15 protein-coding genes are annotated in these 15,119 nt (G+C 60.8%); 6 read left to right on the plus strand and 9 right to left on the minus strand.

Annotation, left to right across the window (positions count from 1 at the left end; translation table 11 throughout):
* Together ACYASU_RS22660 and ACYASU_RS22665 are read right to left on the minus strand one after the other, a co-directional pair.
* The coding region (locus ACYASU_RS22660; protein WP_463584141.1) for a hypothetical protein at nucleotides 1–282 on the minus strand (282 nt) is incomplete at its 3' end.
* 461 nt (nucleotides 283–743) lie between these two features.
* Nucleotides 744–2,180: an MFS transporter gene (locus ACYASU_RS22665; RefSeq protein ID WP_463584142.1), complete on the minus strand. Its 1,437-nt coding sequence runs from the start codon at nucleotides 2,178–2,180 to the stop codon at nucleotides 744–746.
* 114 nt (nucleotides 2,181–2,294) lie between these two features.
* Between ACYASU_RS22665 and ACYASU_RS22670 the strand changes: the two genes are divergently transcribed.
* Nucleotides 2,295–3,614 (plus strand): Nramp family divalent metal transporter, encoded by a 1,320-nt coding sequence (locus tag ACYASU_RS22670; protein WP_463584143.1) that lies wholly within the window; start codon nucleotides 2,295–2,297, stop codon nucleotides 3,612–3,614.
* Between the two features lie 30 nt (nucleotides 3,615–3,644).
* Here ACYASU_RS22670 and ACYASU_RS22675 read toward each other — a convergent pair whose 3' ends face one another.
* Nucleotides 3,645–4,103: a DUF2214 family protein gene (locus tag ACYASU_RS22675; protein WP_282373354.1), complete on the minus strand. Its 459-nt coding sequence runs from the start codon at nucleotides 4,101–4,103 to the stop codon at nucleotides 3,645–3,647.
* A gap of 353 nt (nucleotides 4,104–4,456) precedes the next feature.
* A complete protein-coding gene (locus tag ACYASU_RS22680) occupies nucleotides 4,457–5,575 on the minus strand; it encodes a peptidase C39 family protein (protein WP_463584144.1) in 1,119 nt (372 codons plus the stop codon).
* 89 nt (nucleotides 5,576–5,664) lie between these two features.
* Between ACYASU_RS22680 and ACYASU_RS22685 the strand changes: the two genes are divergently transcribed.
* Nucleotides 5,665–7,248 carry a RimK family protein gene (locus ACYASU_RS22685; RefSeq protein WP_463584145.1) on the plus strand — a complete coding sequence of 528 codons (1,584 nt, stop codon included), beginning with the start codon at nucleotides 5,665–5,667 and terminating at the stop codon, nucleotides 7,246–7,248.
* Nucleotides 7,249–7,252: 4 nt separating this feature from the next.
* Nucleotides 7,253–8,185 (plus strand): magnesium transporter CorA family protein, encoded by a 933-nt coding sequence (locus ACYASU_RS22690; RefSeq protein ID WP_463584146.1) that lies wholly within the window; start codon nucleotides 7,253–7,255, stop codon nucleotides 8,183–8,185.
* A gap of 44 nt (nucleotides 8,186–8,229) precedes the next feature.
* On the opposite strand, the gene pbpG is transcribed toward ACYASU_RS22690, so the two are convergent.
* From pbpG to ACYASU_RS22705, 3 genes are all read right to left on the minus strand, one after another.
* Nucleotides 8,230–9,186, minus strand: coding sequence for a D-alanyl-D-alanine endopeptidase (pbpG, locus tag ACYASU_RS22695; RefSeq protein ID WP_407073228.1), 957 nt, complete (start codon nucleotides 9,184–9,186; stop codon nucleotides 8,230–8,232).
* Between the two features lie 331 nt (nucleotides 9,187–9,517).
* Nucleotides 9,518–9,700, minus strand: coding sequence for a hypothetical protein (locus ACYASU_RS22700; RefSeq protein ID WP_122538145.1), 183 nt, complete (start codon nucleotides 9,698–9,700; stop codon nucleotides 9,518–9,520).
* Between the two features lie 242 nt (nucleotides 9,701–9,942).
* Entirely contained in the window at nucleotides 9,943–10,290 is a 348-nt protein-coding gene (locus ACYASU_RS22705; RefSeq protein WP_192172466.1) for a hypothetical protein, read from the minus strand.
* Nucleotides 10,291–10,517: 227 nt separating this feature from the next.
* Between ACYASU_RS22705 and ACYASU_RS22710 the strand changes: the two genes are divergently transcribed.
* Entirely contained in the window at nucleotides 10,518–11,330 is an 813-nt protein-coding gene (locus ACYASU_RS22710) for a shikimate 5-dehydrogenase (protein ID WP_463584147.1), read from the plus strand.
* 209 nt (nucleotides 11,331–11,539) lie between these two features.
* Here ACYASU_RS22710 and ACYASU_RS22715 read toward each other — a convergent pair whose 3' ends face one another.
* Nucleotides 11,540–12,229 carry a YceH family protein gene (locus tag ACYASU_RS22715; RefSeq protein ID WP_463584148.1) on the minus strand — a complete coding sequence of 230 codons (690 nt, stop codon included), beginning with the start codon at nucleotides 12,227–12,229 and terminating at the stop codon, nucleotides 11,540–11,542.
* A 109-nt stretch (nucleotides 12,230–12,338) separates the two neighbouring features.
* Between ACYASU_RS22715 and ACYASU_RS22720 the strand changes: the two genes are divergently transcribed.
* On the plus strand, nucleotides 12,339–12,848 hold the full coding sequence (locus ACYASU_RS22720) for a DUF1993 domain-containing protein (protein ID WP_192172469.1): 510 nt from the start codon (nucleotides 12,339–12,341) through the stop codon (nucleotides 12,846–12,848).
* Nucleotides 12,849–13,005: 157 nt separating this feature from the next.
* Complete coding sequence (locus ACYASU_RS22725) at nucleotides 13,006–14,163, plus strand: MFS transporter (RefSeq protein WP_463584149.1); 1,158 nt, start codon at nucleotides 13,006–13,008, stop codon at nucleotides 14,161–14,163.
* Here the strand turns inward: ACYASU_RS22725 and nhaR are convergent.
* Nucleotides 14,160–15,056, minus strand: coding sequence for a transcriptional activator NhaR (nhaR, locus tag ACYASU_RS22730; RefSeq protein ID WP_192172471.1), 897 nt, complete (start codon nucleotides 15,054–15,056; stop codon nucleotides 14,160–14,162). The two genes, ACYASU_RS22725 and nhaR, sit on opposite strands and share 4 nt — an antisense overlap.
* Nucleotides 15,057–15,119 lie beyond the last annotated feature (63 nt).

A 15,119-nucleotide genomic window follows, 5' to 3' on the forward strand; every position in this document is an offset into this window, starting at 1 on the left:
CGCCGAACGGACATCCATGTCCTGACGGCGCTCTCGCCGCATCCATGCGGCTCGGCCCACTCCGCGAGACCTGCGTTCAGCCTGCACCCAAGTCGCGATTTGTGGTGTTTGAGCCATTTGCGTTTGAAGATCAAAAGCGCGTTTGAAGCAGATCAAAAGCTTCCCGGCTGAAGCCGGTCCTACAGTCGAGGTCGCTGTCACTTTTACTGAATACACGCGCTGCTGTTTAGTGGGACCGGCTTTAGCCGGGAAGACGCCAGCCCAGGCGCCAACAATTTTCATGACTACACCCCCTACCTGTGGGAGCGAGCTTGCTCGCGAATGCTTTATCAAAAACATCAGATATTCGATGGTTGTACCGATCCCTTCGTGAGCAAGCTCACTCCTGCAAGTTCTTAGCGTTTGATCTGCCCTTGATCTGCTTTTGATCTTCAGACACAGAAATTCCAGCCACCGCAGAACGCGACTTTGGTGCAGGCCGAACGTAGACGACGCGGAGTGGGCCGAGCGGCATGGATGCCGCGAGAGCGCCGCCAGGACATGGATGTCCGTTCGGCGCGGGCCCACGGAGCGTCGTCGGAGTGAGGGAACCCGACGGAGTCGGGCCCAACCGAGAGCAAGCACCCTTGGTTACTTGGGGATGGTGCGACTTTCGACTTTTCCAAGTAACTCGCCGAAGGCGAAATGTCTGCCGTTAGGCAGACGCTCTTGATCTTGATCTTCCCTAAGCCGCACCGCGAACCCTATCGATGAGCAATATCTTCGAGCGCCAGATTCCGCGTCTTCGGCCCAAACCCGCCAATCGTGATGATCACAATCAACATACTCATCACAATGAACGTCAACACCCCCGGCGTGCCAAAGTGATCCAGAAACAACCCGATCAACAAACTGCTGAACACCGTCGACAGACGACTGAACGAATAACAGAACCCCACCGCCCGGGCGCGGATGTTGGTCGGGAACAACTCGCTCTGGTACGAGTGATAACTGAAACTCAGCCACGCATTGCAGAACGTGATCATCACCCCGCAAAAAATCAGCCCCGCCGCCGTCGTCTGCTGCGCGAACAGCGTGCCGAAGATCATCGAGCCCAACGCCGAGCCGACAATCTGCCACTTATTCTCGAACCGGTTGGCGAATTTCACGAACAACAGCGGCCCCAGCGGATAGGCGAGGGTGATCACGAAGGCATACGCCAGACTGTGGGTCACGCTCACGCCCTGACCCGAAAGCAACGCAGGCAGCCAGTTGCCGAAACCGAAAAAGCCGATCGCCTGAAACACATGAAACACAATCAACATCAGCGCGCGACGGCGATACGGCGGTTGCCAGATGTCGGCGAAGCGGCCTTTGCCTTCGACGGCCACGTTGTGGGTTTCCGGTTCGTCCAGGGCCTGACCGTGATCCTTGATGCAGCGGGCTTCGAGGTCGTCCATGATCTTTTCGGCCTCGCTGAAGCGGCCGTGTTGCGCCAGCCAGCGCGGTGATTCCGGCAGGCGCGAGCGCAGCCACCAGATGAACAGCGCGAACACGGCGCTGGCCAACACCACCCAGCGCCAGCCGGCGACGCCGAACGGGTCCTGCGGGACCAGCCACCAGGACATCAATGCCACTGAAGGCACCGACAGGAACTGCACGAAAAACGCGAAGGCGAACGCCGCGCTGCGCATCCGCTTGGGCACCAGTTCCGAGAGGTACGCGTCGATGGTCACCAGTTCGATGCCCAGGCCGATGCCCACCAGAAAGCGCATGCAGATGATGCCCAGTGCGGAGGTCTGTATGCCCATCAGCACCGTGGCGACGGTGTACCAGATCAACGCGAAGGTGAAGATCGCGCGGCGGCCGTAGCGGTCGGCGATCGGGCTCAGCAGGCTGGCACCGAGGAACAGCCCCAGAAAGGTCGCCGACGCAAACGCTGCCTGATCGGAAAAGCCGAACACGCCCTGCGCCCCGGTGGCGAACAGTCCGTCGCGCATCAGGCCGGGGCTGATGTAGGCGGTCTGGAACAGATCGTAAAGTTCGAAGAAGCCGCCAATGGACAGCAGCGCCACCAGTTTCCAGATCGTGGCGACGGCGGGCAGGCGGTCGATGCGGGCGGAAATCCGCGCCGCGCGTATCGGGTCGAGTCCGTCCTGGGTCGGGCGGGCGTTATCGGGGCTGTCAGAAGCGGCATGCATTATTGTTTTTTCCGGATCGGTGAGACGCAGCATGTTAGTGCCCCAGAGATTCAAGACAAAACGTTTCTGCGCGTTTAAGCTCCGGGGCTGACCGCCACCACGTTTCGGATTCCCGTGAAGTACAAACTACCGACCACCGCCACCGCGCCATTTTGCCCGTCGGCAACCACCGACAGCGTCGCCATTCCCGCCAATGCGTCCTTCCTGCGCAAGCTGATGCTGTTCGTCGGCCCCGGCCTGTTGATCTCCATCGGCTACATGGACCCCGGTAACTGGGCCACCGCCATCGAAGCCGGTTCGCGTTTCGGTTATTCGCTGCTGTTTGTGGTGGTGCTGGCCAGTCTGTCGGGCATGGTGCTGCAAAATCTGTGTTCACGCCTGGGCATCGCCACCGGCCGCGATCTGGCGCAGCTGTCCTCGGAGCACTACAGCCGCCGGGTCGGCATGGGCCAGTGGATTCTCGCCGAGCTGTCGATCCTGGCGACCGATCTGGCGGAAGTGCTGGGTGCCGCGCTGGCGTTTCACTTGCTGCTGGGGGTGTCGATTACCACGGGAGTGGCGCTGACGGCGTTCGACACGGTCATCGTGCTGGCTTTGCAGGGCGCCAATTTCCGCCGTCTGGAGGCCATTGTGCTGGGGCTGATCGCGACCATCGCGACCTGCTTCTTTATCGAGCTGGTGCTGATCAAACCGTTCTGGCCGGACGTCGTGGCGGGGCTCAAGCCGTCGTGGGAGATGCTGAGCAATCAAGAGCCGCTGTACATCGCCATCGGGATTCTCGGTGCGACGGTCATGCCCCATAACCTGTACTTGCATTCATCGGTGGTGCAGACCCGGGTCAACGGCACCTCGCTCGAAAGCAAGGCCAGCGCCATTCGATACGCCCGGGTCGACACCATTGCCTCCCTGAGCCTGGCGCTGGTGATCAACGCGGCCATTCTGATTCTGGCGGCTGCCGCGTTCCACGGCACTGGCCACACCGACATCGTGGAAATTCAGGACGCCTACCACTTGCTCGATCCGCTGGTGGGCGGCGCCGTGGCCAGCGTGTTGTTCGGTGTCGCGTTGCTGGCGGCAGGGCAGAGCTCGACGTTCACCGGGACCATCGCCGGCCAAGTGGTGCTGGAAGGGTTTCTGAAAGCGAAGATACCGTGCTGGCAACGCCGCCTGGCGACGCGCGGGCTGGCGCTGATTCCGGCATTCGTCGGGGTGATCTGGTTTGGCGATGGTGCGGTGGGCAAGATGCTGGTGCTCAGCCAGGTCGTCCTCAGCCTGCAGTTACCGTTCGCACTGTGGCCGCTGATCCGCTTCACCAGCGACCCGCAACTGATGGGCCCGTTCGCCAACAGCCGCCTGACCAAAACCCTGGCCTGGGGTCTGTTCGGACTGATCTCGGGCGCGAACCTGACCCTGATGTTCTTCTGGGTGACCTGACCGCTGGAGGTCTGGGCATCGGCTCAGGCCTCAGCTCAACAAGATTCCCCGCGCCATACCCGTGGCGGCGATGACGATGATGACCATCAGCAGCGCCTCCATATGGCTGATCCGCGCGAACCGCCGGGACAGGGACGTATCAATGGGCTGGTTCTTCTTGAACGCGATGCGCCATTTGATCAGCGCGAACATCGGCACCACTTCCAGCGCCAGCATGGCCACGAACGCCGCCATTTTCAGGTGAAACAGTGGCTGATGCAGGTAGTAGTACGAGCCTTTTTCCAGCCCGCCGAACGCCCGAAACGCCCCGGTAATCAGCAGAACCCCTGCTGAAACGCCCCAGATATTGTCGACCACGAAGACATCCCTGAACGATCGCGGATCATCCGTGCGCAACCGCCGCAACGCCCGTCCCCTCGCCAGCACCGCCGCTATGGCAAAACCGAACGCCAGCAGGTGCAATGCAGCCAGTACCCATTTGATGAGCATGTTTCAACTCCCCCGAGCGATGTGCAAAGCAAGCGTCAACGACTCAAGCTTAGCGGGTCGTTGGCGTTACGCCCTGATCGATCAAGTGGGAAAAGAAAAATAATCCGTTGGGGCGTCGCTCATCAGTTCTGCGGGTGCTTGCCCTCGCGGTGCGGATGAACAAAATCAAAGTAGAACGCCGACACGCCAAACAGCGCTATCACCGAAAGAATTATCAAACCGATTACCGAGTTATCCATCACGCTCATCCAGTAAGTCGCCCAAAGGCTGAGCGACTATTCATTCCTTTTGCCGGTGCAACTGCAATCAATACGACGGGATCTTTACGCAAACGGCGCCTTGCCTGACGCCGTTTATATAGGCGCATGCCCCTGGGGATAAAGAACCACCGCCGCGCGAAGTTTGTCGGCGCCAAAGCAACTCATGCCGGCGAACTCTTTGTGGCTGACCGGCATGTATTGGCAGTCCATGGCCTGACGCTGTTGGCTGTGATCGATATCGGGGTCGTGCAAATACACGAAGTCATCATCGCAACCGGTGACCAGCACCCAGTGGGGTGCCTTGGAACGGGTCAACCGATAGCTGCTGATCAGCACCAGCGCCAGGCTGTTGTCCTTTTGCAGTTGCCAGAGATTAAGCGGCGCACTGCCCAGTTGACGGACCGTGCTTTCAGCCAGCTCGCGGCTGAATTCCTCATGCACCAGGCGCATGACCTCGCGCTTCTCTTCGCTGCGCACTCCAGCCAGAAACAACGGCCCACGCACCGACACCTGCAGGCCGACCTCGAAGCCTCGGCGCAATGCGGCAAGCGCCAAACCTTGCGGGCTGCATCCGCCGTGGCCTGAAGTCATGAACACCGTCGTCGCCTCGCGCCAGATCTGCAGCTCCTCGTGACGTTGCATGGCGCGTGGCGGTTGCAGGGCTTTCATCGCCATCAACAGGCACGCCGGGCCGCAGCTGAAGTCCAGGGTTTGCGGGTAGTAGGGCACGTGACGGGCAACGCCGGTGGCGTGTTCGCGGATGCGTTTTTCGTAGCGCAGCGCCGGGGCGTGGTCTTCGTAGTAATCGTCGATGCGGTCGAACAGGCGATAGCCGTTGCGCTCGTACAAGCGAATCGCCGGGGCGTTGTCCGGGCGGACTTCGAGCCGCAAATAGGCACACTCACGCTCAAGGGCATGCTGTTCGGCCTGGGCCAGCAGTTGCTGTCCGAGGCCCTGGCCCCGGGCATCGTCGCTGATCGCCAGGGAGTAAAGCCGGCCCAGAGACGTGCCGCGATGGAACAGCACCAGCGCGTAACCGGCCAGGCGTTGATCGGCCTGATCGCATAGCGCGACGATCAATCGCGCATTGGCCCGCGTGACCATCCAGTGAAAGCTGCGCGCATTCAGGCGATCGGATTCGAAGCACTGGTTTTCCAGCACCAACAGTTCATCCACATCGGCAGGCTGGGCGAGGCGATATATAAAGTTCATGTCCGACACCGTAAAGAGTGAGTAACGAAACGGGACATTTCTACAAAGCCATGTTTTATAGAAAGGACTGTTTCCCGAAGGATCAACTCATGAATGCGGTGCCGGTGAAGACCGACGAAGTATCAGCACAACCTCAGCGTTCGGCAACTTTAAATGTCAATCCGCTGAGACCTGTTTCAACCCGAAGCCAACTGTTGATTGTTGTGGAGCGGCTTGAAGACTGGTCGTCTTACTTGCCCAGCGAACACCTGATCAGCGCCCAGGACTACCTGGAAAATCCGCCCCAGAATACTGCCGGTCAGCGGGTGCAAGTGATCAGCCTGTGCCGCAGTTACCGCTACCTGGGCCACGGTTATTACTGCTCGCTGTTGGCCGAAGCCCGGGGTCACCACGTGATTCCGTCGGTCAAAACCATCAGCGAACTGACCCGGAAATCCCTTTACGGCCTGGCCCTGGATGACCTCGACAAGCGCCTCGAACACGCACTGCGTGACCATCCGTATGACGAAACCGAAGGCTTCACCCTGAGCCTGTATTTCGGTCAGACCGATCTCGCTCCGTTGCAGGACCTTGCCCGTCAACTGTTCGAGGCGTTTCCGGCGCCGATCCTGCTGGTGGAGTTTCGCAAGCGCGACAACTGGCACATCGTCGGCATCAAGACCGGCGCCTTGACCCGCCTGCGTGATCACCAGCAGGACCAGTTCGCGCAATCTCTCGACAGTTTCAGCCGCAAGATTTGGCGCCAGCCCCGTTCCCCTCGCACCTATCGCTACGACCTGGCGATCCTGCATGACCCGCAGGAGGCGTTGCCGCCGTCCAACCGCAAGGCGCTGGACAACTTCATCCGCGTCGGCCAGCAACTGGGCGTGGACGTCGAGCTGATCGAGAAGAAGGATTACTCGCGGCTGGCCGAATACGACGCGCTGCTGATCCGCGAGACCACCAGCGTCGACAACCACACCTACCGCTTCGCCAAAAAGGCCGAGAGCGAAGGGCTGGTGGTGATGGATGACCCGGCGTCGATCCTGCGTTGCACCAACAAGGTCTACCTGACCGACCTGCTCAAGAGCCACAAGCTGGGCATGCCGGCCACGGAAATCCTCTACAAGGAGCGACCGGATGATTTGGAGTACGTCGCGGCACGGCTTGGCTTTCCGCTGGTGCTGAAAATCCCCGATGGCTGTTTTTCCAAGGGCGTGATCAAAGTGCAGGACGCGCAGCAATTGCAGGAAGCGGCGCGGGAACTGTTTGAGCATTCGGTGCTGTTGCTGGCCCAGGAATACCTCTACACCGAATACGACTGGCGCATCGGCGTGCTCAATCGCAAACCGGTGTTCGCCTGCCAGTACTTTATGTCCAAGGGGCATTGGCAGATTTACAACCACAAGGCCATCGATGCGGAAATCAACGGCGAGTGCCGCACGCTCGCGGTTCACGACGCGCCAAAGGCCGTGGTGGATCTGGCGGTGAAGACTGCCAACCTGATCGGCGACGGGCTGTATGGCGTCGACTTGAAGCAGTCCGGCGATCGCGTGGTGGTTATCGAAGTCAACGACAACCCCAACCTCGACGCCGGCATTGAAGACGCCTGGCTGCAGGACGATCTGTACGCGCTGGTGCTGGAAGAGTTCATTCGCCGCCTCGACATCAAACGTCGCGGTCTGGCGGGTTAGGCCGGTGATCAAGGGCCACCGCCTGGAGGCGGGCAGGTTACGGGAATGCGCCGAAGCGGATGCCAGCGTGCTCTGGTTCAGCGACCCGGACGCCGCCGAAAAGACGCTGCTGCTGGAGCGCTTCAACCTCGACGACCACGCTCTGGCCTCGGCGCTGGACCCCGACGAGGTGTCGCGCATCGAGTTTCATCCTGACGCGCTGTTCATGATCTGGAAGCGCCCGGAAAACTACTCGGGCAAGGACACGTTTTCCTTCGACGTGTCGTCGTTCGGGGTGCTGCTCAGCCCCCATCACATGGTGCTGATCTGTGCCGACAGCAAGCAGATCAGCGACCTCGGACAGCACCGGCCGATGCACACGCTGCTGGACGTGTTGCTGGAGGTGCTGTTCCAGAACATCCATCACTATCTGGGTCACCTCAAGGTGATCAAGATGATCGCTCGTGAACTGCAGCATCAGTTCAATGCGTCGATGGACAGCCGCCATCTGGTGCAGATGTTCAACCTGAGCGAAAGCCTGGTCTATTACATCAACGCCATCGACAGCAACGGTTCGGTGCTGACGCGCTTGCGCAATCACGCCCACAAGCATCAGTTTTCCGGCGACAGCCTGGCGCTGATCGAAGACATGATCATCGAGAACGAGCAGTGCCATAAACAGGCGAACATCTACTCCACGGTGTTCGCCAGTCTGATGGATGCGCGGGGTAATCTGGTCAATAACAACACCAATAACCTGCTGCGCAAGCTGACGTTGATCAACGTGGTGTTCTTGCCATTGAATCTGGTGGCGGGGATTGGCGGGATGTCGGAATACAGCATGATGACCACGCCCATTGCGTGGTGGATCAGCTACCCGGCGTTGCTGGTCGGCATGGCCGGGCTGGGCGTGGGGATGGTGGTGATACTCAAGCGCATGGCGCGGGCGAGTCAGTGATCAGTGGGCGCCCGACGGGTTCCCACTGACAGGGGCGCGACGTCTTATTCCGACGCCTGCAAACCCTTCTGCCTCATCACCTGGTTCTTTTCTTTTTTGTACTGCAGTGCAACTTCCGGCGCCGGGCCGCTCTTGCCGGTTTCCATCCACAAGCGCATGCGGCTGGCATCGGCGAAGTGGGTGTATTTGCCGAAGGCGTCGAGAATGACCACGGACACCGGACGATTGGCCATGCTGGTCAACAGCACCAGACAGTGACCCGCCTGGTTGGTGAAGCCGGTTTTGGTCAGCTTGATGTCCCAGTTGGATTTACGCACAAGATGGTCGGTGTTGCTGAAGCCGAGGATGTAATTCGGCTTGCGGAAGGTCACGGTTTTCTCCGGCGTGGTGCTCAGCTCGCGCAGCATCGGGTAGTTGCGTGCGGCCAGGGCCAGCTTGGTCAGGTCCCGCGCGGTGGAAACGTTGTACACCGACAGGCCGGTGGGCTCCATGTACACGGTGTGGTTCATGCCCAGGGACTTGGCCTTGGCATTCATTGCCCGGATAAACGCTGGATAACCGCCCGGATAACTGTGCGCCAGACTCGCCGCTGCGCGGTTTTCCGACGACATCAGGGTGATCAGCATCATGTCGTGGCGGTTCAGCTCACTGCCCAGCTTGACCCGGGAGAACACGCCTTTCATTTCCGCGGTCTGGGAGATGTCGACCTTGATCATCTCGTCCATCGGCAGCTTGGCGTCGAGGGTGACCATCGCGGTCATCAGCTTGGTCACCGAGGCGATCGGCACGACAATGTCGGGGTTACTCGCATACAACACCTGACCCGTTTGCAGATCGGTGATCATGGCGCTGCCGGAGGCCAGATGAAGATTGGCCGGGTCGCGATTGAACGCCGCCGGCTCTTTCGCCAGTGCGGTGGTGGAAAATGCGGCAGTGGAAAGTGCGCAGCCTGTAAGTGCAAATAATAGGCCGATGACGGTTGGGCGAATTTTCAAGAGCAAAGCTCACTAAAGGATGGAAATAGCGTGGAACGTCGGACTTTCTTCAAGCACGACAACAAGTTCGGCGCATTTTAGGAGCAAGTTTCTGAAGTTGTCGATGGGGCGGTGCGGGGTTTCGCTAATAAAGCACCGTTGTATAGGTCAGGTTCAGGTGGCGGATCCAAAAAGCCTGTATTTAAACGGGTCGAATTGCCGATTATGGCCTGGCTGTTAAACGGCGCTGCGCCTCAACATCGGATCGTCACGCAAAAAAAAGCCCGCGTCATTAAAGAGGCGGGCTAAAGGGGTGTGCGGAGCAACGCACGATTCACAGGGAAGAGCGAATAGGAGTTCAGCTGTTGAGTGAGCGGCATTCAAGTTGCTGCGACAGGGCCTGCGCCGCTGGCAGTGAAGGCAAAGGACCACTGACGGGTTCGCCGTTCTGCATCAGGTACCAGCACGCTAACAGACCGCGCTCACGAAGCTGAGGGGGAACTGCGCTGCCGACAACCGACATGATTTGAACCTTGGTCATAAGTGCCTCCAACAATCTATGGCGCTACTTTAAGGCCCGACCGGTCGATGCAGAAATCACCGCTCTCGATAGTCGTCATTGATGAGCGGGTAGGGACAGTGATGGGGACACGTGCGCAAAGCGGTGCTGCGGTCCGGCATCAATACCCCTGAAACAAAAACCCCGCCGGGAAGGCGGGGTCTGTGTTGGGTGAGGGCTGGCGACCATGGATCGACAGCCCTGTGCTCAGGAGCAAACCGCTGTTACCAGCGACCGCCACCATGGTAGTAGCCCGGTGGTGGGCCGTAATAACGTGGCGGGCCGTAGTAACGCGGTGCGTAGACGACCGGGCGCTCAACGACATAAGCCGGCTGGTAGTAAACCGGCGGTGGAGGCGGTGGCGCGTAATAAACCGGCGCCGGGGCCGCGTACACGGGAGCGGGTGCTGCGTAAACCGGCCCGGACGCCACTGCCGCGCCGACAACACCGCCGACGACCGCACCGATTACGGCGGCTCCACCCCAGCCCGGGCCGCCGCCATGGGCTTCAGCCTGGCCTGCGAGGGCGAGGGCGCCTAACAACAAGGCAACTTTGGGGATCTGACGAATCATGACTGTTCCTCGGTGTTCAGTCCCGTTGTCGCGAGCCTGCGTTACGCTCAGGCACTGCCACGGGATAACTTCTCAGACAACGGTTTCGGAAATATCTGCGAGGCCGTTGCGTAAATTTTGTGTAAGGTATTCGACACTTTTAATGACAATGGCTTTGCCGCTTTCGGCGGAGCGTCGCGATTCTACGCCTTTCCCCAGGCGTCTTCTAATACCACTCGGGAGATTTCATGTTGGTCACTGCCAGTAAGGAAACGCTGTTGTGCATGTCGCTGGCCGGACGCCCGGGCAACTTCGGCGTGCGCTTCCACAACCACCTGTATCAACAGTTGGGCTTGAACTTCTATTACAAGGCCTTTTCGCCAAACGACCTGCCTGCAGCCATTGCCGGTATGCGTTCATTGGGCATTCGCGGGTGCGGCGTGTCGATGCCGTTTAAAGAAGCCTCTATTGCACTGGTCGATGAACTGGACGCGTCCGCCGACGCCATTCAATCCATCAACACCATCGTCAACACCGATGGCCACTTGAAAGCCTACAACACCGATTACATCGCCATCGCCCAACTGGTCGATACCCATGAAGTGCCGCGCACCCGCTTTGCCTTGCGCGGCAGTGGTGGCATGGCCAAGGCCGTCGCCTGTGCCCTGCGTGACGCCGGCTTTACTGACGGGCTGATCGTGGCGCGCAACGAGCAGGCGGGCAGGGCGCTTGCACAGACCTGCGGCTTCGCGTGGCAAGCCGAACTGGGCAGCGAGCGCCCACCGCTGCTGGTCAACGTCACCCCGCTGGGGATGGCTGGCGATCAGGCCGATGCGCTGGCCTTCGACGTGTCCGCCATCGAACACGCCAACACCGCGTTTGACGTGGTCGCCACGCCGGCGCGCACGCCGTTCATTGTCGAGGCCGAGCGCCTCGGCAAGCGCCTGATCACCGGTGACCAGGTCGCGGCGATACAAGCGCTGGAGCAGTTCATTCTTTACACCGGCGTGACGCCCACCGAGGAGCAGTATCAGGCAGCGGCGGCGTTCGCGCGGGGTTGATGCTTGCGCTTGGGTAACGCCAGGGTGTGCTTGGCTACCGATCTTCAGGCAGCACGCTGTCGCGCGGCAGACAGGGGACATGTGGGAGTGAGCTTGCTCACGAAGACGGTATATCCGCCGCTGCACATGCAGTGGATGTACCCGCCCCTTCGCGAGCAAGCTCGCTCCCACAGGTTTTGCACCAGGCTTAGGATTCCTCGGAGCCGCTCTCAACCTTCCAGCAATGCCAGCCGCTCTTCCAGGGCGGCGATGCGGGCTTCGAGGGCTTCGACCCTCTCCGCCATCGCCGAGCTGCCCGCGCTGCCCGAATGGCTGCCGCCGCTATTGCGCTCTGCCGGATGCGCGCGGGCGGCAAGCATTGTCTCCCTGTCAGCCGGATCACCCAGCGCATGCATATAGCGGTCTTCGCGCTGGCCTGCCTGTTTCGGGATCAACACCGCCAGCCCTCGGCCAATGAGCCGGTCAAGCTGATGCAGCACTGCGTCGGTATCCTCGAAGTCATGCAGGCGGTTGCTGCGAGTCAAGAGCTCGTTGACGGTTTGCGGGCCGCGCAGCAACAGCAGGCCGGTGAGGATGAGTTGCGCCGGCACCAGCTCCAGGGTTTTGTCGACGCGGTGTTCCCAGCGGTCCGCCCGGCTGCCCATGACCAGACGCGTCAATTGCAGGCTTTCCAGCGCGCGCAGGCTCTGGCCAACCTGGCCGGGCGTGAGGTTCATCACCGGCTCGCGACTGGTCTTCTGGTTGCAGGCCAGCACCAGTGCGTTGAGGGTCAAGGGGTAGGTCTCGGGATGGGTCGCCTGCTTCTCGATCAGGCAGCCCAAAATACGCACTTCGGTGCTGCTCAGCTGCAGCGCATCCGAGGCTTCAACGGTGTTTTTGGAATCCAGCTCGTCAGACATGACCCATTCCCCAAGCGTTGAAAAGGCTATGAGGGTAGGGGCTGGATGAGGTAAAAGACAAGCCGCGTTCGCGTCCGCCTCCGTGCGACTCATTTCCCGAGGAACTGCCATGACCCTTTCTCTCTACGCCGCTTCGATCCCTGTCTTCAAGCAAATGCTCACCGCCCTCAGCGCCGTCCTGGCCAAAGGCGAAGCCCACGCCACCGCCAAAAACATTCAGCCGGATGCCCTGCTGCAGGCGCGTCTGTTCCCTGACATGTTCCCGCTGGTGCGTCAGGTGCAGATTGCCGTTGATTTCGCCAAAGGCGCCGGCGCACGATTGGCAGGTCTTGAGCCGCCGAAGTACGAAGACACCGAAACCACCTTCGCCGACCTGCAAGCGCTGCTGACCAAAGTGCTGGCGTTCCTCGACACGATCAAGGCCGAACAGGTCGATGGCAACGAAGCGCGGGAAATCGTCCTGCGCCCTGGCACCGACAAGGAAAAACGTCTGAGCACCCAGACCTACCTGCTGCATTACTCGCTGCCGCAGTTCTTCTTCCACGTCACCACCACCTATGACCTGCTGCGCCACAACGGCGTGGAAGTCGGCAAGCGCGACTACATGGGCGCTTACTGACAGGCCTCGCTGCCCGGCTCTGCTCGGGCAGCGACACGTGGCTCGTCCGGCGCCTGGCTCCCAAGCGCCCGGCTCTGATAACCTCCGCGTCCTGATTCACGCCACATCCGATCGACCGCTCCGCGAGGACCGGTCGTTTTGTCGTTCTGGAGATTTCATGTTTTTCCCCATCTATCTGCTGTCGGCTGCGGGCTTTACCGTGCTGACCACAGAGTTCGTCATCGTCGGTCTGCTTCCCGCCATCGCCCGCGACCTGGCCGTCACCATCCCCCAGGCCGGCTTGCTGGTCACGCTGTTCGCCTTCACGGTGGCCTGCTTCGGACCGTTCCTGACCGCGTATTTTTCGCGCTTCGAGCGCAAGCGCCTGTTCATTTCGGTGCTGATCATGTTTGGCGTCTCCAACGCCGTTGCCGCGCTGGCGCCCAACATTTGGGTGATGGCCGCCGCGCGGCTGATCCCGGCCCTCGGGCTGCCGGTGTTCTGGGCCCTGGCCAGCGAAACCGCCGTAGACATCGTTGGCCCTGACCACGCCGGCCGCGCGATTGCCAAGATCGGTTTCGGTATCGTCTGCGCCACGGTGTTCGGTATCCCCGTCGGCACCTTGATCTCGGACGCCATCGGCTGGCGCAGCGCCTTCGCCGTCCTCGCGGTGATGGCGTTCGCCAAGGCGCTGCTGCTGTTCATTTACCTGCCCCGCAGCGTGCACAAGGATCAGGCCTCGTTCCGCAGCCAGTTCCGCATTCTGCGCAGCCCGTTGATGCAGGGCCACGTGCTGCTGTCGGTGCTGGTCTTCAGCGGTATGTTCACCGCCTACACGTACCTGGCGGACATGCTCGAGCGGCTCGCCGGCTTCAACGGCACGGTGGTCGGCTGGTGCCTGATGGGCTTCGGCGCGGTGGGCTTGCTGGGCAATTCACTGGGCGGGCGGCTGGTGGATCGCCACCCACTGATCGCCAGCCTGACCTTTTGTACGTTCATGATTGGCGGCATGGTCATGGTGGTGCCGAGCATGCATTCCCTGCCTGCGCTGGCCCTGGCGTTGGCCGTGTGGGGCGCAACCCAGGCGGCGCTGTTTCTGGTCAGCCACGTCCGGCTGATGAAAGCGGCGCCACAGGCCCCGGCCTTCGCCGCATCGCTGAACATCGCGGGCGCCAATCTGGGCATCGGCATTGGCGCGATCATTGGCGGGCGGGTGATCGATCATCTGGGCCTTGGCAGTCTGGGCTTCGCGGCGGCTGGCATCATTCTGCTGTCGATTCTGCTGGCCCTGCTGCTGATGACCGTCCGCCCAAACCCCGCAGCCTGCGACGCCTAGTCCGGGAACAACTGGTGGCGTGCGCCTTCGGTAATCGCGACGATGCCGGGGTGCCTGACCTTGCGCTCGACCGAAATCGCGTAGAACGACTCGGTCACGGCATCGGTATGGCCGATCAGCTCGACGTCGTATTGCTCGATCACTTCATCGGCGATCACGCTTGGCGCGATGAAGATCCCGCTGCCGGACTTGCCGAACGCCTTCATCAGGGCGCTGTCGTCGAACTCCCCGACGATTTTCGGCTGGATATTCTGCTCGGCGAACCAGCGCATCAGGCGACTGCGCACCACCGTTTGCTGTCCTGGGACCAGCAGCGGCGCGCCTTGCATGCCGTGGGGGAAGTTCTCGCCGTACAGGGCGGCGAGGGCGCGGGTGGCAAAAAAGCTCACGCCGCATTCGCCCAGCTTCTGGCTGTAGCCTTTAATGTCCAGATGAGAAGGCATCGGGCTGTCGGAAATCACCAGGTCCAGGCGCTGAATCGCGAGATCCGCCAGCAGGCGTTCGAGCTGGTCTTCCCGGCAACTGATGCGCACCAGCTCATTGAGCGCCATGCTCGGCGCGATGAGCCGATAGACAATGGATTTGGGCACGACATCGGCGACGCCGACGCGGAAGAGAATTTGCTGTTCGTCGGGCTGTGCGCGCAACACCGCTTCGAGCTCGCCACCGAGCTGGAACATCTGCTCGGCGTAGGGCAGGGCGACGCGGCCTGTTTCGGTCAGCTCCAGCTGGCGGCCAACGCGCTTGAACAACTCGACGCCGTAGGTCTGCTCCAGCAGGCTGATTTGCCCGCTGATGGTCTGTGGCGTGAGGTTCAATTGCTCGCAGGCGCGGACAATGCTGCCGGTTTTGGCCACGACCCAGAAATAATGCAGCTGTCGGTAATTGAGCATGGGCGCTGTCACTTCGGGAAAACCGAAGTATACGCCTGAAAAATACGAATTTTGCTGAAGTGT

This window comes from Pseudomonas sp. HP_12, from assembly GCF_055283955.1.